Genomic DNA, 21,724 nt, shown 5'->3' on the forward strand with positions numbered 1-21,724 from the left:
GGCGCTCAGAAACAGGTCACCCGGACCAGGGTGACGTCGTCATTCTTGAGCCGGCCGCTCGAGCGCTCGTCGGTGACCCACTCCTCGAACGAGAGGCAGTCAAGGCTTCCAAAATCTCGCCACACTCGCCATGGCTTATCCGATTCCTCGTGACGTTCCAGGAACCATGCCGCCAGGGCGTCCGTGCATAAGAAGAACAGATCCTCCGGCTCCCAGTCACCGCTTGTCTTACGAAGGCGCCGTTTGAAGCCACTCTCGTGATCGAGGCTGCGAATAAGATGCGGGGAGGTGCTGAAGGCGGCGGAGCGTTTCATCGGGAAGGCGCGCGTACAGCCGTCCCCCCGTACATGGAACAGTGTGGCGTCGCCGACAGCCATAGACCACCAGGATCCCGGCCGACCATCGACTGGGTTGCGAAGCCGCAGGGCCACGAGGGTGGCTTCTGCACCGCGCTCCAGCCCGGGCTCCTCATACCAGGCGATCGGCTTATTTCGGCGCAGTCGCTCCTCCCGATAGGTGCAGAGGTCGGCCGGCCAGTCGTCTATCGCCGACTTGATGGCGTCGTGCCAACGACGGTGTGGAATGTCGTCTGTAGCGACTCGCCGAGACAGAGCTCGCGCCCATCTCCCGGAAAGTAGACTTTCCGTCGCTCCATCCGCCACTGCTACGCGGACGTCGTCGTGCTCTGCGGACAGCCCGACGGTCAGTTCATCGCTCACACTGTTCGCCGAGGCGTCCTCGTACTCCACCTCCGTCGCACCGGCTTTGGGTAGCCAGAACGTGTCGATCTGCCCCCACATTCTTGCTCAGCGCAGATCGCTGGCGCGAGTGCCTATTTCGAGGAATTGCACAATGTCAGCGACGTCAGCGTTGTAGACGAAGCCCTTTGAACCTTCTTCGACACGATGCCCCTGGCTTCCCGCCAACGCCCTCATCTGGGAAGGCAACAAACTCGACATGTCGAAGAGCAGACGCGAAAACTGGTCGGGCAAGGAAGCCTCGGATGACGGGAACGAGATGGGATTCCCACCTCTGTCGCTCACGTGCAGGTTGAATAGGAGAACGTTCCCGTCCGTGGTGAGTTGCGACCGGAGCTTCGCAGCGATCTCGGTCGGATCACCATCGGTACTTTCCCCGTCCGTGAGGTGAAGCACGACTGGTGGGAAGCCGGCCGGGTGCTGGTCCGCCCAGCTCGAGACGAGCCCTTCCGCTCGTGATAGAGCCTGAACCATGGGCGTGCCACCCCCGGCTTGCGCGTCCAGCCAGATAGGGAATTTGACTCGCTGCTCGGCGAGACCTCCAGCGCCATCCGGCACCTTCTTCGTGCGCTCCTCCAGCCGAGCAGGCGACTCGGCGATCTCGCTGATGGGAACAAGATCCCTGCCGCTGAGCGGTCCGGTGAAAGCCGACTTGACCGAGGACCCTCCGTAGCCCAGCACAGCGATGTGGAAGTAGTCGCGAACGCCTTCCTCCTTCGCGCAGCGAAGGGTTAGCTCGAAGAGCAACCGGTTGATCGCGTCGGCGACCACCTGCGATTTCTTCAGCGGCACCTCGCCCCCGATCGCGTCGTCCATGCTCGCGGACTGGTCGACGACGAGCACGAAGCACGTCGGAGTCGCTCGACTGATCTCAGCGGTGTACGCCACGTATGCATCCTTCTCTCTTCGCCGACTTGGTCACGATTGTGCATCAGGGTCCCAGTTTGCGAAGGGCGATTCAGCGGCTTCAGCAGGGTGGTTGCGCCGTCGGTGGTTTCGAGGCGTTGTCGCAACACTTCTCTAGATTCCGGAGGTTGTGTTGACGTCGTCGCGTCGGTTGAAGAAGGGGCCTGGCTGTCGTCCGTTGTCGGCCAAGCGTCAGCGGTTGATGGAGTTGCGGGCTCGAGGGTGGAGCATCCATGCCATGGCGCGTGAAGTCGGCGTCTCACGGTCCTCCGGGACGAGGTGGGCCAGCGGTCATAAGACGTACCGCATCGGTGTCGTGGTGGGGTTCCGCCTTTGGATCCACTTGCAGTGCGTCAGATCGGCACGCGCTACCTGTTTCAGGACGATCGCATCGGGATCGCCGATCTGCGCCGCGCTGGGCTGAGCATGTGCGCCATCGCCGACAGCTCGGGCGCGCGCCTGCTGGCAGTCGACAACGAACTCAACCCACATCCCCGAATGGTCCTCCAGACCGTTGGCTCCACGGATCTATTCGCCAACCTGCTAGCGTCAGGCAGTCCGTCGGCGTGGCGACGTTGACTCGAACCCACCCCGTTGCGACTGGCCGGGTTCTCGACCGTCGTCAGCATTGCCTAATGCGCCCTTCGGTGATGCTGATCTAGACGTCGCCAAACGTATCCCGTATTAGACCGAGCAGCACTTCGGCAGCTCGGCGATCTAGCTGTATTGACTGCGAGACTTTATTCGGGATCTGGCGCTCCGCCGTTCCGTAAGTGTCCAGCTGGAGGATGGGGCTGCCGTCGACGCTAAAGGTTCTCCACCCACAGGTCACCGGGCGGTGCACCACTTCCTTACCAGATGAGATTTCTTCAAATCGATCGATCAACGCCATGACGCCTCCTCGCCCCACAGGCCGCAACTCAACATCAGCCGTACCACACACGCGCAGACGGAAGAAGCAACGCCACGAGAAGCAACGATCGCTATCCGCGGTGACGCCGAAATCAACGTTGCACGCAGCTGACGGCGCCATTGAACCTGATCCACCACCCTCTCGGAGCCCTATTCATTGAAGAAGCGACGAACCCACTCAAAGCACCACACACTATCGGCCTAATCGGGCAAACTATCGGACGAGCGAGGACGCTGCGCCTCCAGCGGGAAGTCCGCGGGCACGGTCCTTGCTACTAGGGGAAGCGCGCCGTACTCGCGGCCGAATACGAGTAGTGGGCAGCGCACGCTGTCCGGGGGAGAAATGACCAAGTCGAGCACGACAGATAACCCTTGGGTTGATTACTTGCGATGGAACGACGCCGTCGCGGAGGTCCTGTACCCCGTCGTTGACGATGCCGTTCCGGCCTACATGGACATGGAGTCCGCGGAGCTGCAGAAGATCGCTGAACATGCTGGCTCCCACAGCGGAGATCCGCGCGAGGCACTCACCAAAGCGGTGCGGGCCGTCACGGTCGATCGATTCGATTACGTCGACTTTGTGCCTCTCGTTCGCCACACGAGCGCATGGACTCGGAAGAAAGATCGCAGGGCGACTCCGCCTCCCTGTCTAGGCGTGTTGGCGGTGACGGCCCTCGCAGCCGAAGACATGGGCAATACGGACGACGACATCGCCGGCAACGCGTACTACGCGCGTCTAGCCAAGCTGCTGAGCCTTCCCGCCGACAGCGCGCGCTTGCGACAGCAATACCAAGCCCACGCAGAGTTTCTCTGGCGGTGCCTCAATAGTTGGCTCGAAGATCTAGATGGTAAGCGCGGCGTTCCGACTGCTTACGCGCTGACCTACCGTTACGTCGGCCTACCGCTGTCGCAGGCGCTGGTGCGTGAGGGGGACCGTCTCAAATTCCCGGCGATGTTCGCTCAACTCGGCCTCAGCCCGGGGATGCACATGGCGCCGGACGACCTAGTCAGCTATCTAGATCATTGGCTTGGCTCGGAGCAGTCGTCTGCGTCTAGCAACTTGCGTCGTCTTTGGGCTCGACCCGCCACACGTGAACGCATCGCGACGGTCGCCGCGGTGGAGTTGGCGAACTGGGACGGCACCATTACGGACGGTTCAGCCGTCTCGGCTGGTGGCACGTCACTCGCCACCCGAGCCATGGTTGTGGCGAACCTTCGCTCCGGATTCATGGGCCAATCACTCAGTCTGTCGTTGGGTCTGCGGCCGTTAAGCAGCGATATGGACGGCGAAATGGAGGTCCGCGCCACCAGCGGCACCTGGATTGACATTGCCTTCTCACCGGGCACAGCTGGACTTTGGCGCACTTCGTACAACCAAGCCGTCGACTTCGGGTCGATGCTAGAGGGGGTAGTACGCATCCGGCACGCCGGCGAACCCGGTGGGGTCGAGTACAAACGATTCCCTCGGACCGTGATTCCCTTGATCTACGACGAACTTCAGTCAGCGTTCGTCGAAGCTGAGCGACTCCAGATCGGAGCCGATTCCGCTCTGCTTGTGCGGACGAGGTCAGCCGAGACGAAGGTCAAGACAAATGCGGTGGACGAGGTTGAGCGAGCGCTCGCATCGTCGGCGCGTCCGGGCTTCCAACGGATGGACTCGATCAAGGGTCTCCCTGAGGGCTGGGTTCTCTTCAGGGACGTTCAACTCTTCGGGGAGCCTAGAACGCACTTGAACGAGTTGATTCCGCTGGCGCGCAACAAGCTCACGATCGCTGGTGGACTTCGTATTCCCTCGAGGATTCGCAAATGGTCGACACTTCGCCCGCCAGAAGTGCGGGCCGCCGTCCAAAGTGAGCCCAATCTTCGTGTGACGCTGTCTGAGTCCACCTCCGACGATGTCCTCTTCGAGTGGACCTCGGATTCTGGCGCACTCGTCGCCCCTCTCGCAGACGCCAAACTCAGCGACGGGGACTACCGCGTATCGCTCTACACCGGCGAGAAGAAGAACCCTATTCAGCAGGCCTCAATACGACTGCGGTCGAGTCGAAACGTCGACACCGCGTGGGAAAGCGCGGTCCGGCTTGTATACGACTTGACCGACCCCTTGGGTGTGCTTTCAGCCACCGAATTGCACGACGAGGGAGGGAACCTCGTTGATGGCGCCACGGCCTCCGGCGATGCTGAGGTGAAGGTGACACGCTCGGCGCCCACCAGGATCACGTGGAATGGGCATCGGCAAGCAGTCCAGCCTTCGACGATTCAGATCGGTACGCCAGATCCAAAGTCTTGTGTCGTCACCGGCGCCCACTACTTCGTGCTACCTACTTACTATGGGAAGACCGACGCGAAATTTGTTGAGGGTGAGTGCAAGTCGTGCGAGATGGTGAAGAGATTCCCCGCGTGGCCACGAAACAGTTGGCAAAAGAAGTCTCACGGGCCAGACATCCTGGTATCAACGCAAGCCCTTGACGAAATCGACGAACAACAGAGTAGACCGGACTGGGACGCTGCGCTGGATGCGCTCATGCACCTCGGAGGCGGATCAATCAACTCGCTCGAGTCAATTGCGCTCCAGCTCGATGGCTCACTCCTCTTCGTTGACAACTTCATTAGGACGCTAGAAGCTCTCGGCCACGTCGGGGTCGAGCGCGACGACCAACTCAAAGCCATACGGTGGGAGATATCTCCAGCATGCCTCGCAGAGACATCGTCAGACGCCCACCGGTTAACAGGCTTCTGGCCACCCGACCAAATCATTGAAGTGGCCTACCACCTTGCCCAATTTGGTAGCGCTCTTCGAACTACCGCCGTAAACGATGGCCCGTCGGTGACAGTTTTCCAGCAGGTCACCGCCGACGGTGTCTCAGCGCTACAAGAACTGGATTTGCCCGTGGCAATCACCAGTGAAACGGGGATGGAAATGCTGCGCGCGCTCCCCCCGCTATCCACCGTCGGACAAGCCCTGCAACGAGTTCCGATGCCGGGCTTCCAGTCCCTGGAGCGCTTCGACTTAAGCACCGCGAGCTGGACGCCGTCGGGTGACCCTCACGCAATAGGGGCTTACAGACTTCGCCGCGGGTTCGAGTCGCTGTACATCTTCCGCTCGGGCGATGACGTCGAAGCCGGAACTGCGGCGATCGCCCCAGTTCATCTCGTCAAGCATCTTGCCTCAAACGCCGATGGCCGCACGTTGCTGGTCTACGCCGAGAAAGCTAAAGCGGTGTTCCTGCCACGTGGATGCGACCTTCCTGGCCTCTACGGACGGGCAGCGATCGCCATGTCAGGCCGCCCACCGACCCAACAGACGATCAAGCAGGGCCGGCCGCGAAAGTGCCTCTTCTACCGCGACTTTCAGCGCGACGCTGCCGACCTTCTTGTCACCCTTCTATCAACATAGGAACTTGCGGACATGCATCAGATCACCCCGGTCTCTCTCGCCCACGGCCTTCGTGACGCATACATCAGATATTTCGACACCGCTTTCTGGCTCAACGACGAGTCCGTCATGAATGAGCGACGGTCGCTACTCGAGCAGAATGAGGCACTCATCGGTCAGATCATGATCGAGCCGGTGATCCCGTACCAGAGTTCGGAACGGCTGCTTGACGTTGCCCGGCGGGCTGGCGTATCCGAAGCCGCAGCGCGCGCGGTGGGCACGGCGCTGCTTCCATTCGCGCCTGTCGATGCGCTCCGGCTCCGGGAGCACCAAGCGCAGTCGGTGCTTCACCATTTTCGGGACGGAACCGAGCATGGCCGAAACGTTGTCGTGACGTCGGGAACCGGCTCAGGCAAGACGGAAGCGTTCCTGTTACCGCTTCTGCTGCGTTTGGCGAACGAGGCCTCAACGTGGCAACCGCAACATAAGGCCCACTGGTGGTGGGAGTCTGAGTCAGGGAATTGGCAGCCGATGCGTCACCCTGAAACGAGGCTGCCGGGCATCCGCGGGCTCATTCTTTACCCAACCAACGCGCTCGTCGAAGATCAGATGACCCGCCTCAGGCGAGCAGTGAACAGCCTCCGCGAGCTGATGCCCGAGCGGCCAATCTGGTTCGGCCGCTATACCGGTAGCAGCATAGGTTCGGGCATGCGACCTAAATCTGCATCGATTAGTCGCGAGGTTGCCGCGCAGCTGCGCTCCTTTGAGAGAGAACACGCAGATCTCAAGGCATCAGTAGCGGCGGGGCACTCCGACATCGACTTGAGCCAGTTCACCGACCCAAGGGCTGGGGAAATGGTTACGCGGTGGGACATGATCGCGCACGCGCCAGACCTGTTGGTTACCAACTACTCGATGCTGAACACAATGATGATGCGGCACTTCGAAGACAACGTTTTCCAGCAGACTGCCGCATGGCTTCATAGTGCGAAGGAAAACGTATTCACGCTCGTCGTTGATGAACTTCACCTTTACCGCGGCACTCAAGGCAGCGAGGTCGCCATGATCGTCCGCGCGCTTCTGCGACGGCTTGGGCTTTCGCCTGATAGTCCACAACTCCGTGTGATATCGACATCAGCGTCCCTCACCGACACACCCAGCGGGCTGGACTACCTCGAACAGTTCTTTGGCGTTGACCGCAAGTCGTTCACTATTCAGCCTGGCCGGCAACTCGAGCTTGCTGCCCCGGGCGACATTGGACCAGACGAAGTGCGTGATGGCACGCTCGGTGCCGAAAGCGCTTCGCACGCCATCGCCGCGGCCTGCGAGGATCCCGCGGAGTCCCGCATTCGCGCGACGTCGATTGACACCATCGCGCAGCGAATTTTTCCGAACGACGAGGATCGCAGGCCCTTGGTGGAGGCACTTCTTCAGCAGATCGCCGATACGAAGCCAACGTCTACATCAATTCCGCTCCGTGGCCATATCTTCGTCCGGAATCCAAGAGGAATCTGGGCGTGCACGAACGCCGAGTGCCCGGACGCAACCCCTGGTGAAACCGATCGGCGTATCGGCCGGCTATACAACACACCGTTAAGCACGTGCGCGTCGTGCGGGTCGCGGGTCCTCGAAGTCTTGTACTGCTATGAATGCGGCGACATCAGCCTCGGCGGTTACATCGTCGAACGACGCGAGAGCGAGGTACTTCTGGCGCCGGCGCCAGTTACCGAAGGACAAAGCGGCAAACTTGTCTTCCTCCGGCCCGCCGTCGAGTTCTTCTGGTACCGGCCTGGTGTCCTCCTTGGCAGCCTCAACTCGTGGACGAAAGATGGGGTGCAACTCGCCTTCGCCCCCACAAAATGGCAAGCCAGTCTCGGTCTCGCCCAGGTCAATGCGTCGGAACCAACCGGCCTGAGTTTGGTGATTGGTGGCGCCACATCGGAGGACCGCATTCCCGCGCTCCCCGACCGCTGTCCCGCATGTGGCTTTGTGTCCAAGCGTCAGTCGAAATACCGAGCCGGCGAGCTTTTTTCGCCGATCCGAGGACACGCCGGTGGTCCGACAGCAGCCATCCAGCTGTATTTATCGCAGCTGATTCGCAGCCTCGGATCCGGCCGCTCCGGCCGCGACGCCATCACCGATGCTAAAACGATCGTCTTCACCGACAGCCGTGATGACGCTGCACGAACCGCGGCAGGGGTTGCACGCAACCACCATCGGGATCTCGTACGGCAGGTCGTCCGCCAAGAGGTCATGGCGCAGCCGGATCCATCGAAGACGCTCGACTCCCTCATTGCGGCCGGCACGTTTAAGGAGCGCGGGTTCGCGGAAGCTGCGATCGCGCGTATGAAGCAGACGAGTGACCTTCCGCTGACGGACTCGGACGAGGCGGCGCTCGGGCAGGCGCTCGAGGAGCTGAAGGAATCGCAGAGCATCGCCTTCAACGAGCTCTGCCAGCGGGTCACCGATGTGTTCGTGGCACTGGGGGCGAATCCGGGCGGTTCGAACCCGTACAACCAGTACCTCGAAGACCGTCTGCAGGGCGAGACTCCTTGGTATCGCGCCTTTAAGCCGCCCAAGCCTGGACTATGGCCCGAACCGCCTCTTCAACAGGGACAGGCGAAGCTACGAGAAGAAATGCGGAAGTCGGTGATCGAGGCGTCCTTCGACCGCGCCCGTCGCGACCTGGAATCTGTCGCCATCGCGCATGTCTCCGTCGACGGCGACATCACCGCCGAAGGACCGCTGAACGAACAACACCAGCTCGAGCTGCTTTCATGCGTCATCCGCATACTCGGCCTTCTTGGCCGGACCGAGAACAGTGACCGCGGGGGCATACACGCGGATGCGATAGCCCCGGTCCCCATCCGAAAGTACGTGGAATCCGTGGCAGCCAAGCGAGGACTCGACGCTGGCAAGCTAAAGGGCCAGCTCGAGGCGATGATGTCGAAGCCAGCAGCGACACGTGCAATCGCAGGCTGGCTATTGAGAACGGGGTCGGCCGACTCCACATTGATCTTCCAACCTGCGGGCAGAACCGTGTGGCGCTGCGCGCGGTGCAATTTCAATCATCTCCAACCGAGTCTCGGTGTCTGCGCCAACCGACAGTGCTACGGCCACGAGCTGTCCGAGATCCCAGCTAATGCGCTAGAGGACCGTGATTACTACGGGTGGCTCGCCCATCAACAACCCAGGCGGTTGGCGGTCGCTGAACTGACCGGGCAAACGAAACCCCTTACGGCCCAACGCGACAGGCAACGGTGGTTCAAGGGCGCCTTCACCCTCTCGGAGAATGAGCTGACCGACGAATTGGACGTCCTTAGTGTGACGACGACCATGGAAGTAGGCGTCGACATTGGATCACTCCGATCCACAATGATGGCCAATATGCCGCCACAGCGGTTCAACTACCAACAGCGCGTCGGCCGCGCGGGCCGATCCGGTCAGGCGCTGAGCTTTGCGGTCACCATGTGCCGGGACCGCACGCACGATGAGTACTACTTCAATCGAACCGACCGAATCACCGGCGATAGCCCCCCGCAGCCGTTTCTCGACCTGACTCGACGCCGCATCATTCAACGAGTGGCTGCAAGTGAGAGTCTGTACGAGGCCTTCTCCAGTGTCGGCAAGGGGCCTGACTGGACGCCGAACAGCAACCACGGAACCTTCGGGCAGATCGACGAGTGGGTGCAGTTCCGTGGCTTCGTCGCGTCGTGGTTGGCGACTTCACCCCGCGTGGACGATATTGTCGACCGCCTTACTGCCCACACGCCTCTCGGCCCCACGGACTCGGCCGAGATCAAGGAATGGCTGCGGAACACGCTCATTATGGACATCGATAAGGTCGTTACACAGGAGAGCGGCTCGACAGAAACGGAGCTGAGCGAGGCGCTCGCACGCAACGGGGTGTTACCCATGTTCGGCTTCCCGACACGGGTTCGTAGCCTCTGGTCGTCAGACGTCAAGAGCCGCACCGCTATGGAAAATGACGTGGTCTCTGATCGTTCGCTCGATCTTGCGATTAGTTCCTTCGCCCCGGGCGCCCAGGTCGTGAAGGACGGCCTCGTCCACAAAGCGGCCGGCTTCGCTGCCTATAAGCCCAAAGGCCGATTCGTTGAGCCCGTCGATCCGCTCGGCACCGCCGTTTCTGTTGGTCGCTGCCCGCGGTGTGGGCGAACAGAACTCGGCACAGGAACTATCTGCGGCGCGTGCCACGACACTCTCGAGCGTGTTTCGCTTTACGAACCTCGCGGCTTCCGAACTGATTACCGTCCAAGGCCCTTCGAGGATGACGTGGATGTGCTGCGGGGCGCCGGTAGCCCTGAGCTCACACTCAACGTGGCCCCAACCGAACACGCGGAAGTCGGCCGAGTCGATCTTGACTTGTATTCGCAGAGTCGACTGGTGTCCATCAACGACAGTATGGGCCGTGGATACAAGTTTACGCACGAACCGAACGGCACGATACTCGCCGAGCCTGGAACGGGTGGAGCACCCACGTTTGAAGTGATTGGTGAAATCCGCGTCACCGATGCGCTTTTGGTAACTCCCAAGCGGCTCGATGTGCAGACCGGCGCGGTCGCTCTTTACGATCAGCTCTCTGGCCGTGCCGCGTATACGTCCTTGGCGGAAGCACTACGCCGAGGGGCCGAGGTCCATCTTGACCTCGATCCCACAGAGCTCACGACCGGTCTGACTCCACTACGATTGCCTCTTTTTGGCGCCGAAGAGCCGGATGCCAAAGCGCAAGTCGCTGCCGCCATCTATCTCGCCGACACCGCCGCGAATGGTGCCGGATATGCGGTCGAGCTCGGGCAAGCGGATCAGTTTGAGCGCATGCTGAAGAGCACCCTCGACGATCTCCGCCTGCAGTGGGACGACGGGGGGCATACGGAGCGTTGTGACACCTCGTGTCCCGACTGCCTTCGCTCGTATGACAACGCCCGCCGCCACGCCCTACTCGACTGGCGCCTAGCTCTCGACATGCTCGAGTTGGCTGCCGGTGTGGACATGACGGTGAGCCGTTCGCTGCCACGTCACGCAATCTGGATGGACGTCGCGGCCAGAGCGCTGGGCGCAGCCAGTGTTGAAGACATCAACGACGTTCCCGTGATCACCCAAGGTGAGAATTGCGTGATGTTGTGCCACCCCCTTTGGCGAACGGATCCGGCATTCTTCACGGATGCGCAGGCAACGGCTTACGACGAAGCTACCGACCGATTTAGACGCGTATGGCTGGAGGACATTCGATCGTTCAGGCGAAATCCTCTGGTGATCTGGCCTCACCTCCAGTGACCTGCGTTTCGCGTCATCCGCGTCCCGAGCCACTCGAATACATCACGCCGACGCAGCTCGGCCAAGCCGAGAAGTGCCCATGGCGATTGACGTACAGCCGGGATTCCGAGGTGTCGCCGCTGAATCGACCTTCGCCGGTGAGCGCGTTAGGCGATGTGGTACACGAAGTGACAGAACGGCTGGGCGAGGCCGCCGATTTCGACTCGGTGTGGGAGGCAGCGGTAGCGAAGGCCACCTCTAGGCTCGCGCGATCCTGGGCACCGGCCCAGCCCCCCTCGCCCGAGACCTGGCCGGGTTGGTCCCTGAAGCGAATCCGCGTGCGGAAGACTTGGGAGCGGGCCGCGGGCACCGTTTCGTTGCCGCGGACCCGCGTCAGTGGCGAACACGCCGCTCGACTCGGAGCCCGACCGCCGTTGCCTTGGCGCGAACGCTGGTTGCAACATCCAACTTGGCCGCTCGCGGGGAAGCCCGACCTCGTCGAGCAGCGCGCAGACGGTATCTGGGTTGTGGATCTCAAGACGGGCCTCAACCAGGCGGAGCCCACGCCAGAGCAACGCCAGCAGCTTCTTTTCTACTGCGCACTGGTCGAGGCCGAGGCCGGCGAACTGCCTAGGTACGCCGCGATAGAGACCACCCAGGGTGCCCGCTTCCCGATCGCCGTCAAGCGCGATGAAGTCGACGATGTTTGCGAGCGGGCGCTAGCACTGTTGGAGCAAGTCAACGGTGTGGACGATCGGGGTTTGACCACTGCGCTAGCCACCCCGTCAGTGGAAGCGTGCGCGTGGTGCGCGTTCCGACCGGCCTGCGCGCCGTTTTTCGACGCGTACGATGAGACGTGGCCCATCCCCCATGCGCTTCTCTTCGAAGTCGTCTCCGTTGACACCTCAGCCCATGGATATTGCGTCGAGACAATCGTGCGACTCCCAAAGTGGCGCGAAGGCGAAAGGGTGCACGTTGTCGGGTTTCCCTTTGACGAGCGGCCTCAGGTTGGCGAATGCTGGGGCAGCACCAACTTCGCCGGGTTGGCGTCATCAGCCATCGCCCAGTGGAACACGGTCATCTTCAAGTGGTCGTGACAGCGGCGATTTCGTTCGAGCCTCATGGCCGCGGCACCGTCACGATGGCGTAAATTTCAGCCGCGACGCGGTCCGGCTCTTCGTGCGCCCAATAGCGCAAGACTGTCCAACCCGCGTCGATGAGCGCGGCGTCGGTGTCATGGTCTCGAGCGCGGTTTCGCTCAACCTTCGCTACCCAATAGCCAGCGTTTGCTGCAGGTTGCCGATGGTGGCTCGGGCAGCCGTGCCAGAAGCACCCGTCGATGAACACCGCAACCCGTCGCCTGGGGAAAACGAGGTCGGCCGTGCGCCGCAGGTGAGGTAGCGGCCGAGCGTTGACTCTGTAGCGCAATCCCATGCCGTGGACGAGCCGCCTCACCGCGAGCTCGGGCGCTGTGTCGCGCGACTTATTACCACGCATCGCGCGGCGTGTGTGATCGCTCGAGGCCCAGGAGTCCGCCATCCCCTGCGACGGTACGTGTGCGCCTCCCCCGACTTGTCGGGGGTAGCCGATACTGTGGCCGACGTGGGAAGCGTGACGTCGATCCGCGCCGGCAAGGCGAAGAGCAAGCCTAAGTTCATTGAATTTTTTGCTGGGATCGGCCTTGCCCGGATGGGTCTGGAAAATGCTGGGTTCGCTGCGAGCTGGGCGAATGATTACGAGGCCGACAAGAAGCGGATGTACGCCGCGCACTTCGGCGACGAAGGAGGTCACTCATTCGCCCTCGGAGACATTGCACACGTCGACGCCAGCTCGCTCCCCACTGACGCCTCACTCGCTTGGGCATCATCGCCCTGCACTGATCTCTCGCTGGCGGGGGCACGTGCGGGCCTCGCCGGCAAGGAATCAGGGACGTTCTGGCACTTCATCCGTTTGCTGAAGGACCTTGGTGATTCTCGCCCACCTGTAGTGGTGCTCGAAAACGTCACCGGTTTGGCCACTTCTCATGGCGGCGACGATCTCGCCGCTGCAATCGCGGCCTTTAATAGCCTCGGTTACTCGGTGGATGCGCTCGCCCTCGACGCGCGCCGCTTCTTGCCGCAATCGCGTCCGCGGATGTTCGTCGTCGGAGCGCTGAACCCGCCCGTCGACGCCGCTGACTCGAACCTAGATCTGCGTCCCGAGTATCTGCAGTGGGTCTATGGAGACCCAAAACTTCGGACCCATCGTGCGGCGTTGCCGGCACCCCCAGCACCACTTACGAGCGGCTTGTCGACTCTCATCGAGGAAATGGCTCATGATGATGTTCGGTGGTGGGATGAACGACGAACCGCGGCGTTCGTGGCGTCTCTGTCGCCAATGCAATCCGGCAGGCTAGAGACGTTGAAGCGATTACCTAACGCCGTGTACCGCACCGCCTATCGTCGGACGCGCAATGGCGTGCCTATGTGGGAGGTCCGGGCGGACGATATCTCCGGGTGCCTCCGGACAGCACGCGGAGGGTCTTCGAAGCAGGCCGTTGTTCGGGTGGGCGATGGCAGCATGTCCGTCCGGTGGATGACGCCTTCTGAATACGCCCGCCTCATGGGTGCTCCGAACTATAACTTGAGTGGCGCTAGGACCAATCAGTCGTTATTCGGCTTCGGTGACGCCGTGGCTGTGCCAGTTGTTGAGTGGCTCGGTAATCACTACTTGATGCCGCTGGTACGAGGTGAGTTTCCGCAACTGGCCGCCGAAAGTTCGCTCGTCGCGAATGTCTAGCAAATCCACCGCGTCTTCCAACCCCATACCGAAGAAGCCGACCAAGTCGTCGCTGCCCGCCGACGATGTGCGCCAGTTCCGGGCTGCCTTGAAGTCCTTCCTAAATGAAAAGGATGACGAAGGACGCAAATGGGCTGACGCTCAGTGGGGCGTGTATGCCTTTTACGACTACGACGGCGAGCCGATCTACGTGGGGCAGACCAACGAGCAGCTACGCGTTCGTATCCAACGTCACCTTACGAATCAACGAAGCGACGCCGTCGCGATGCGCATCCTCGACGTCTTCGAGGTTGCGGAGGTAGAGGTTTGGCCTCTGTGGAGCCTGGACGTATCGGACGAGCCGAACTGGAAAAAGAAGCGCACCCTAGATGCGTGCGAGTACACCGCGTACATTAACGCGATCGACGAATCACGTTTCAAAGCCATACTGAACGAGAAAATCCCGCCCCGCTCAGACCGCGTCGAACTTCCGTCGTCGCTGCGGCGCCCACTTATCGACGATGAGACAAGAGCGGATCGGGGACATCTTGACATCCGAATTGCCCGGCGCGCCGAGACTATTGGCCGCCTCGCCGCAGTGGCACGTGAGCGCGGGGAGGTATCCGAAGGGTTACGTCGGGTCCTCGTCGTCCAGGCAGTGCGCTTGGCATTCCTCGCTGCCGAGCGCCTAGCCTACGTCGAAGCTCGACCCGCCCCTGACGCCGGCGCAATTGACATCGAGAAGCTGGTGGGGAGTGTCCTATACGAACGCTCCGACCCAAAGGGTGAATCCCGCGACCCAAACGACGCAACCATCTGATTGGCACGCTCAACCCCACTACTATCGCTTCGTAGCGCATGGTCGTGCAGAGATGCGCCGGAATTGTCCGAGGTTTACATCGTTCCATCAGGCAGACGCTTCGCAAAATGAAAAGTAATACGGCCGCTTCGCGCGTCGGCGGCCTGCGCCGTCGGTGCGGCCCTCCGCCCGTCGGAACTCGTTGCACATCGACGTCGACCCCGCCCTGGTGATCGCGCTACGTATCCGACTCGCCCGCGGAGTTAGCAGACCCAAAGTCCTTCACTATTGCGGAGAATCAGTAACTGGCAGCAGGGAGGCAACGACCCCGCAGAGGTGCTGAACCTCGGCGGCTGAGGGCTGTAGCTCGAACGCATGCACGTGACACGCACTGCTCAGCCGGCTCCAGGCGATCGCCGCGGAATCGGCGGCCTCCTCAGCATCCAAAGAGCGCAGCGCGGCCAGCTTGGTGCGCATGCTCGCCCATGCTGCTGGTGCACCCAGATCGGTACATCGTTCGTCCACAATCAGTTCCAGCGCCTGGCGTGCCAGAAAAGCGGCGATTCTGGATGAGAGACCATCACGTCGGGGTTCGTTGATGACGCGTTGCGCCTGCCCTAACAGTGCCACCGCGCTCATCGGGGACCCACTAGATCCTCGACCGTTCGTTCGAGGTCGCGCACGTCTTCCGTCGACAGCTTTCCGATCTGCCCATGAGCGCCGGCATTTCCGATCTGTAGGACGTTCAACCGTCGCTTGTGTGCCCCTAGCCAATCGGTCACGTCCGCCTTCTCGTCACCCAGAACGGCAAGCGCCAGACGTTGCCGTGTGGTCTTCGCCGACTGCCATTGCTCCTCGGCGACCGAACGTGCCGTTCCGGCAATCGACTGCCGCGCGTAATGCGACTGGCGGGCAGCAGCTTCCAGCGCCATCCGGAACAGGTTCGGCGCAACCCGGCCCTTCACCTCGTCGGCGAGATTCTTGTCCTGGATCATCGCAAACACATCGTCGATGAGCCGTCGGGCCGGGTCGATATTGAGGCGTGTCTTGACCTTGGATCCCAAGTCGCGAACCACTTCGATGAGGCGGGCATCCACGCCGGTCTCCCGGATGACGGACGCCAATCGGTCATCATGCGAGAAAACGACGATCTGGTGCGTGCGCGCGATCTCGGTCAGCACACGGACGAACCCGTCGATCTTCGACGGGTCCATGGCCTGGATCGGGTCATCGAGCACCACGAACCGGAAGGGGCTCTTCACCGATGTCGCGCGAGGGAGGAACAGCGCCAGCGCGACAGCGTTCTGCTCACCCTGGCTCATCACGGACAACGCTTGGGTGGGTTTCCCATCCACGGAGCCGCTGAGCACCGCCTTCCGTTTCGTCGCAGTCCCGGTGAGCGTGATGTCCCCGAGGTCGACGTTGCTCTCCTGGCGTAGTTCACCCCAGATGTGACGTGCTTGCGCTGCGATCGGTTTGAGTCTCAGGTTCCGAAAATTGGTGCCCTGCTCCGTGGCCCAGCTCCGGGCGGCATTGATCGCTTTGTACTGAGCGTCTAACTGCTGCGCCCGCCGCTCCTGCGGAATCCACGCCGCGACTTGTGTCGCTAACGGGCTCCAGGCGTCCTCGCGTGCGGCCACCGCTGCGCCCGCTTCCCCGCGCAGCGCCTCCGCGACTCCGATCGCGTCGAGGACGGCGTTTTCAAGGTGGTCAACGCGGGCGTTGTGCTCAGCAGGCATCGCGCGGGCGCGCTTCACGGCCGTGTTGTAAGCACCAAGCGAGGGTAGCTCGACACCGGCCACTGCGGGTATCGAGTGCAGATCCACAGCCAAAGCCTCGGCCTCGGCGCGCGCCGAGTTCAGTTCGGCGGAGGCGGCGCGGTATTCGGCGACCGACGCCTCCCCTTCGACGACGCTAGCACGTGCTCTTTCCGCCCATGCGGAATCGAGACGCCCCTCCCCGCACACCGGACAGTCGGCGTCGTTTGACCGTGCGTGATACGCCAATGCACTGTGCAGCAGGTCAATCCGTTCTGAGGTCAGCGCCACCATGCCTAGTTCGTTGCGCCGTGCGGCGTCGGCCGCCGAACGCAACCTTGACGCGCAGGCTTCAATATCGGCAACGGACGGCAGCTTCAGCTCACTGATCGCGGCGAGTGCACGGACCGCGTCCTGACCGTCGCCTCCGGCACCGGTCACCACCGCTTGGATCTCATCGACAGGCCGCACGTGCTTTTTCAGCAGCTTCACCAGCCCGACGGCACGCTCATCGGTTGAGGCTGTCAACGCCGCGATCGCCTGCTTTCGCGCGTTATCGGCGGCATCACGTACCACCTTGACATTCCGCAGATCAGCGGCGAGCTTCTTTTCTATCGCGGAAAGAACCTCCAGTCCAAGCAGTTTGGCGAGAGCGTCGTACAGGGCCGACGGTCCACCGTCGAAGAGCCGGCCGAGCTCCTCATAAGTCAGCACGGGCCGATGCAGCTCGAGCGGCTTCGCCCAACCCAGACTATCGATGCCGTTGCTGGGCTTCTCCCCCAGCCGCTGCGTCCAGAGGGTGCGATCGGCCAACTCGGCGTCGGCGTCCCAATCCACGCCGACTTTGACTGTCCCCTGGCGCTCCTGTGTAAATTCCACGCGGAGCGCGCATGGATTCGGCTTGTGCAAGTTGCGCCACGATCCCGACCACAGCGCTTGCTTGTCCCGCCAACGGTAGCTGGTGCCAGTCAGCGCCAGTTCGATCGCCTCAGCGAAGCTGGATTTCCCGGAACCGTTGCGACCGCTGACCACTGTCAGTCCCGGGGCGGGGTGCAAGTCGAGTTTAGCGGTCGAACCGATGCCGCGGAAGCCGGACACTGTGATGTTGGTCAGGTACGTGGGCGACCAGTCGGTTCCCGCGTCGTCGTCGGACTCATCCACGACAGCGACGAGGGCGCCCAACACCAGCTCTCGGGCCGCCTCATCCAATCCGCTGTCGGCATCGAGCAACTGCAAGATCGCGTCCTGAACGGACTGATCGGCGCTGTTTACATCCCCGTGTTCGGTCTCCTCCACGAGTTGATTGAACTACGGAACACCGACGTCCGGGTTCGGATCAGTTGGGCCGCGGCGAATACCGAAGGTCCTCCATCACTGAGCGCAACGACACCAATTCCATTGTCATGGCAAGCCGGCCTTCAGAGTGCGGCTGTTATCCCCTGCTGACATGATCCGATGACGGAACTGTTACTACGTGCCGACGGGTTATGAAGGACACCACGACACGAACTCGCCAAAGTCGGCCGATTCGGAATGGTTGAGGGACGGTTAGAATTTAGCCCTGTACCGGACGGGGCGCCAATGAAGCGCCGCGGCCGCTAGCCATGAGTGGTCGAGCGCACCCGTCAATGTTGCCACCCGCTGGCTCGGTGCGGTCAGAGACTGCGACCGATAGGCCACCGAAAGAGATGCCAGTTGATCGGAACCGGTAAGGATCGCCCTGGTCAGAGATTCCACACCAAAGGCCAGCGTTAGAAGTTCCCTTCGGCGGGATCCGACGTGGTGGTGTGGTCGGTACTCATCTCACGCCGGCCCTCCTCTCGGGATGGACTGCGCCGCATTGACGAAAGCGTTGAGGGTGGAGATGAGCCGCATATCCTCGACCGTGCGGGCGCGGGTGTCCAGCAGGGCGTCGGTGCAGACGAGATAAGCCAAGCAGCGGGCGCGGCTGACGGCGACGTTGAGTCGGCTGCGGGAGAACAGGAAGTCCACTCCCCGGGTGATGTCCTCCCCGCTCGACGCACCCATGCTGAAGAACACCACCGCCGCTTCGCGGCCCTGGAACTTGTCGACAGTGCCTACCGGGACGTCCCGCAAAGACGGGTCCTCAGCAAGTCGCGCACGAATGGTATTGACCTGCAGGTTGTACGGTGCGACGACCATGAAGTCGCCGGGTTGTAGCGGCTGTGCCTCACCCTTGTGGTTCGTCCACGGTGTGCCGATCAGCCGAGAGAGTTCCGCAGCGACCGCATCGGCTTCCTGCACCGAGAACGTGCGGTTGCCTTCGTGATCCACCCGCAGCCAGCGCAGCCCAGTCCCAGCGACGGTCGATTGGCGTCTGCAGTCCGAGAAGCTGTGCAGGCGACCGTCGTAAATCTGCGCGGAGACAAACTCACATACATCCGGATGCATACGTCGGGTTTCGTGGAGGAAGACGCCTCGGTCCGGTGCCAGCAGCACGTCCTCACCCACGACATGGTCCAACACGCTGTGACCGGAGATGCCGGGATGTTTGGCTTGCACGACTTGCGGCAGCTGGAGAGGATCCCCGAGCAGAACGAGACTCCTAGCGGCCCCGGAGGCCGCTAACGCATCGGCGAGCGCCAACTGCCCAGCCTCATCGACCAGCAGTACGTCTACGGGAGCGTCGCGCATCAGCGCGTTGGCGAACAGCCAGGTAGTGCCGGCAACCACGTTGAACCCGTCACGGGCGCACTTGCTGTTGTCCCCGTAGGTGACTCCTCGAATTCGCTGCACCGAGCTTGAGCCCGCATTGCATACCGCGCGCAACAGCTCGAGTTCTCCGCTTTCGGTGAACGCTTCGACCACGCCCTCGAGCACGTTGGCGATTGCATGGTGGCTGAGCGCGGTGATCCCCACGCGCTGTCCGCTGTGGACTAAGGCTCGCACCAATCTCGCAGCGCGGTAGGTCTTGCCGGTGCCGGGAGGTCCCTGTACCGCGACGACGCTGTGGTCTAGTCGGGTAACCCACTCCGCCATGTCATCGAGATCGTCAACGAACGTTGCGCGGGGCCGGTCAGTGAATCGCGGTAGGTCGCGACGCAACAGAGCGAGTGTCACCGGATTGGCACCTCGGGACTCCAACACGGCTTCGGCGAAGGCTTGCAGAGCCGCAGGCTTCGGCTTCGCCGGCACCCAGTCATGAAGCACGACCACGCGCGGTTGACAGCCGGTCTCTTGTAGGTCCTTGTTCCACACCACGTCGAGTGTCATGGCCTCGCGGTTGATGCTGTGGATCTCCGCGGACCGCCATTCTCCCGTGAGAACGGCGACCATCACGTTCCCGCGGCTGCTCGGAAACCGGTCGATGTTCTGTGCGGGGAAGGTGAAGCGCATCGCAGGCCTGATCGGCGTGCCCTTGGCACCTAGGCGCTCAAGCAGCCCCACGCTGTTCAGGTCGGCGATGACCTCGGCATCGTCGAGCAGGTCGTGCGGATCCGCGGCCAGCTTCACCTTCTTCGGCGCCAGGTATGCGAACCATTCGTCGCGCCAATAACGCAGCAGGTCACCGAGGTTGTGTTCGTCGGTTTCGACGGGAAACTCGTGGAGGCGGGCGACGAGTTCGTCGAGTTCTGGTTGGCCCGGATCGGGCTCGATGACGGCGGGCCGCCAGAGAAGCCCGGGCGGGCGGTGGTCGACCAGCCAGTCGCGCAACGCGAGGGTGGCTCGAACGTCGTCCTCGTTGTAGGCGGCGATGGCGTCGAGATCGTCCTGGTTGCGCTGCGCCATGTAGTGCTCGTACTGGACGACTGCTCCGGCACCTTGGTCGATCTCATGGCTGCGTTCGAAGTCGGTGAGGCGTTCCAGGTGCTTCAACCCGTAGGACTCAGTGCCTACTTGAATACTGTTGCGCGCTACCAGAAGCAAGTCCACGAACGCGCCGGTGTCGATCAGCTCGGCGAGCGCGAGCTCTGCGACACCGTGCGTCTCGGCCATCCGCTGCAGGGCGGAGCGCTCGGTGTGGTTGTAGTGGTAGACGTGCATGTCGGGGAACTGCTTACGGCGCCGCGCGAGATAGTCGACGAGGTCGCCGACCGCCGTGGCTTCCTGCGACGGGTCGTGTGCCCACCAGCAGCGGTACTGCCACCGGCCGTCCGACTTTTCGATAAGCCCGAATAGGAAGAACAGGCCGGTGTCGGCGCGCCAGAACGGATGGCCTTCGAAGTCCAGAAAGACATCGCCGTCGTCGGGTTCGGGCATTGTCTGGAAGCCGTGCCCCCAGGGCTCATCGCCAGGTGCGATCAGTTCGAATGGCGGCCGTGCGTCGGTCTGTTCCCGTGCCGCCAGTTGCAGCGCCGCCTGCCCCCGTAGGCGGATTAGGCGGCCGGGAGCCAGCCCGTCTACCGAGCCGTCGCTCGTGACCAGGGCGGTCAGAGTTCCGATATTCGCTTCGCCCAAGACGGTCCTGTCGGGCTTGCGGATGCCCGCCACATAGATCAGCGAGTCACCTTCACGCCACTGGTTTTCACACGTGGGCTGGAACTCGCAGAACTCACAGTGCGGGCACGGCTCGGCGACTGTGTTCTCGGCGGGCCCGCCGGCCAGCGCTCTCGCGAGCTGGGCTTGTAATCGCCGCCAGTACGACTGGAAGTCGCTGACACGCAGCGTCTCCATGCGCCCAGAACCCAGCCAAATGTGCATATTCTCTGGACGCCTGCCGGTCAGTGCTTCAATGGCATCGGCGTAGAAGCACAGCTGCAACACATGGCCCGGCTTGGCGTCGACGCGGGTGAGCTTGGCGTCGACCGGTTCGTAGCTCACCTCCCCGGTATCCGGATCCTGCACCCGCACCACGAAGTCGGCGACTCCTCGAATGCCGTTGTGGATGAACGGCATCTGGTAGACGACGTCGTGCTCGCCGTTCAGCAGGTTGCCTGTGTCGGCCACCCATGACGCGAACGTCTGTCCCTTGGCTTTCTCCGGCACTTCCAGAACGCGTCGCTCCTGGCGGCGGTACTCGGCCAAACACTCCTGCTCGTGCGCGAGCCCCTTCTTCACCAGGAGATCCGCGAAGGATCCGAAGTGCAGTTCGGGTCGCGGCATGGCGCCGTCCTCGACCCGGGCCGACAGGGACAGATAGTGCGGGCAGTCCAGCCAGGCCGTCACCTTCGACGGCGTCAGCAGACGCTCCTGTGGGGATGGGCACGTCACGCGCGCAGCTTCC

General features: G+C 62.3%; 14 protein-coding genes. 7 read left to right on the forward strand and 7 right to left on the reverse strand.

Features of this window, described 5'->3' with window-relative positions; genetic code table 11:
* Positions 1-5: 5 nt before the first annotated feature.
* Both AU195_RS09555 and AU195_RS09560 read right to left on the reverse strand, forming a co-directional pair.
* A complete protein-coding gene (locus AU195_RS09555; protein WP_059158832.1) occupies positions 6-800 on the reverse strand; it encodes a protein phosphatase 2C domain-containing protein in 795 nt (264 codons plus the stop codon).
* A gap of 6 nt (positions 801-806) precedes the next feature.
* On the reverse strand, positions 807-1,646 hold the full coding sequence (locus tag AU195_RS09560) for a vWA domain-containing protein (protein WP_059158833.1): 840 nt from the start codon (positions 1,644-1,646) through the stop codon (positions 807-809).
* 220 nt (positions 1,647-1,866) lie between these two features.
* Between AU195_RS09560 and AU195_RS26155 the strand changes: the two genes are divergently transcribed.
* Both AU195_RS26155 and AU195_RS26455 read left to right on the forward strand, forming a co-directional pair.
* Entirely contained in the window at positions 1,867-2,088 is a 222-nt protein-coding gene (locus tag AU195_RS26155) for a hypothetical protein (protein WP_502687330.1), read from the forward strand.
* Positions 2,013-2,243 (forward strand): hypothetical protein, encoded by a 231-nt coding sequence (locus AU195_RS26455; RefSeq protein WP_059158834.1) that lies wholly within the window; start codon positions 2,013-2,015, stop codon positions 2,241-2,243. The genes AU195_RS26155 and AU195_RS26455 overlap by 76 nt, the downstream gene beginning before the upstream one ends.
* A 79-nt stretch (positions 2,244-2,322) precedes the next feature.
* On the opposite strand, the gene AU195_RS25130 is transcribed toward AU195_RS26455, so the two are convergent.
* Positions 2,323-2,556 carry a hypothetical protein gene (locus tag AU195_RS25130; protein ID WP_082703008.1) on the reverse strand — a complete coding sequence of 78 codons (234 nt, stop codon included), beginning with the start codon at positions 2,554-2,556 and terminating at the stop codon, positions 2,323-2,325.
* A gap of 363 nt (positions 2,557-2,919) precedes the next feature.
* Between AU195_RS25130 and AU195_RS09570 the strand changes: the two genes are divergently transcribed.
* The 3 genes from AU195_RS09570 to AU195_RS25135 are packed head-to-tail and all read left to right on the forward strand — an operon-like array spanning position 2,920 to position 12,323.
* Positions 2,920-5,973 carry a hypothetical protein gene (locus AU195_RS09570; protein WP_059158835.1) on the forward strand — a complete coding sequence of 1,018 codons (3,054 nt, stop codon included), beginning with the start codon at positions 2,920-2,922 and terminating at the stop codon, positions 5,971-5,973.
* 12 nt (positions 5,974-5,985) lie between these two features.
* Positions 5,986-11,247, forward strand: a complete 5,262-nt coding sequence (locus AU195_RS09575) for a DEAD/DEAH box helicase family protein (RefSeq protein WP_059158836.1) — start codon at positions 5,986-5,988, stop codon at positions 11,245-11,247.
* Entirely contained in the window at positions 11,184-12,323 is a 1,140-nt protein-coding gene (locus AU195_RS25135; protein WP_082703015.1) for a RecB family exonuclease, read from the forward strand. Before AU195_RS09575 ends, AU195_RS25135 begins: the two co-directional genes overlap by 64 nt.
* A gap of 22 nt (positions 12,324-12,345) precedes the next feature.
* Here the strand turns inward: AU195_RS25135 and AU195_RS25140 are convergent, their stop codons facing one another.
* On the reverse strand, positions 12,346-12,765 hold the full coding sequence (locus AU195_RS25140; RefSeq protein WP_082703009.1) for a very short patch repair endonuclease: 420 nt from the start codon (positions 12,763-12,765) through the stop codon (positions 12,346-12,348).
* 63 nt (positions 12,766-12,828) lie between these two features.
* Between AU195_RS25140 and AU195_RS25145 the strand changes: the two genes are divergently transcribed.
* Both AU195_RS25145 and AU195_RS09585 read left to right on the forward strand, forming a co-directional pair.
* A complete protein-coding gene (locus AU195_RS25145; protein ID WP_082703016.1) occupies positions 12,829-14,004 on the forward strand; it encodes a DNA cytosine methyltransferase in 1,176 nt (391 codons plus the stop codon).
* The gene (locus AU195_RS09585; protein WP_059158838.1) at positions 13,997-14,803 is read left to right on the forward strand and encodes a GIY-YIG nuclease family protein; all 807 of its coding nucleotides are present in this window, start codon (positions 13,997-13,999) and stop codon (positions 14,801-14,803) included. Before AU195_RS25145 ends, AU195_RS09585 begins: the two co-directional genes overlap by 8 nt.
* 264 nt (positions 14,804-15,067) lie before the next feature.
* Here the strand turns inward: AU195_RS09585 and AU195_RS09590 are convergent, their stop codons facing one another.
* The 3 genes from AU195_RS09590 to AU195_RS09600 all read right to left on the reverse strand — a co-directional run bounded on the left by AU195_RS09590 (position 15,068) and on the right by AU195_RS09600 (position 21,711).
* Complete coding sequence (locus AU195_RS09590; RefSeq protein ID WP_059158839.1) at positions 15,068-15,421, reverse strand: hypothetical protein; 354 nt, start codon at positions 15,419-15,421, stop codon at positions 15,068-15,070.
* Complete coding sequence (locus tag AU195_RS09595; RefSeq protein WP_286149186.1) at positions 15,418-17,835, reverse strand: AAA family ATPase; 2,418 nt, start codon at positions 17,833-17,835, stop codon at positions 15,418-15,420. Before AU195_RS09595 ends, AU195_RS09590 begins: the two co-directional genes overlap by 4 nt.
* A 507-nt stretch (positions 17,836-18,342) precedes the next feature.
* Entirely contained in the window at positions 18,343-21,711 is a 3,369-nt protein-coding gene (locus AU195_RS09600; protein ID WP_059158840.1) for a TM0106 family RecB-like putative nuclease, read from the reverse strand.
* Positions 21,712-21,724 lie beyond the last annotated feature (13 nt).

The sequence above is a fragment of the Mycobacterium sp. IS-1496 genome, assembly GCF_001499995.1.
Classification (GTDB): domain Bacteria; phylum Actinomycetota; class Actinomycetes; order Mycobacteriales; family Mycobacteriaceae; genus Mycobacterium.

Coding starts and splice junctions, on each gene's coding strand:
- AU195_RS09555 (WP_059158832.1), bottom strand. CDS start 800: ATGTGGGGGCAGATCGACACGTTCTGGCTACCCAAAGCCGGTGCGACG.
- AU195_RS26155 (WP_502687330.1), top strand. CDS start 1,867: ATGGAGTTGCGGGCTCGAGGGTGGAGCATCCATGCCATGGCGCGTGAA.
- AU195_RS25130 (WP_082703008.1), bottom strand. CDS start 2,556: ATGGCGTTGATCGATCGATTTGAAGAAATCTCATCTGGTAAGGAAGTG.
- AU195_RS09570 (WP_059158835.1), top strand. CDS start 2,920: ATGACCAAGTCGAGCACGACAGATAACCCTTGGGTTGATTACTTGCGA.
- AU195_RS09575 (WP_059158836.1), top strand. CDS start 5,986: ATGCATCAGATCACCCCGGTCTCTCTCGCCCACGGCCTTCGTGACGCA.
- AU195_RS25135 (WP_082703015.1), top strand. CDS start 11,184: ATGGCTGGAGGACATTCGATCGTTCAGGCGAAATCCTCTGGTGATCTG.
- AU195_RS25140 (WP_082703009.1), bottom strand. CDS start 12,765: ATGGCGGACTCCTGGGCCTCGAGCGATCACACACGCCGCGCGATGCGT.
- AU195_RS09585 (WP_059158838.1), top strand. CDS start 13,997: ATGTCTAGCAAATCCACCGCGTCTTCCAACCCCATACCGAAGAAGCCG.
- AU195_RS09590 (WP_059158839.1), bottom strand. CDS start 15,421: ATGAGCGCGGTGGCACTGTTAGGGCAGGCGCAACGCGTCATCAACGAA.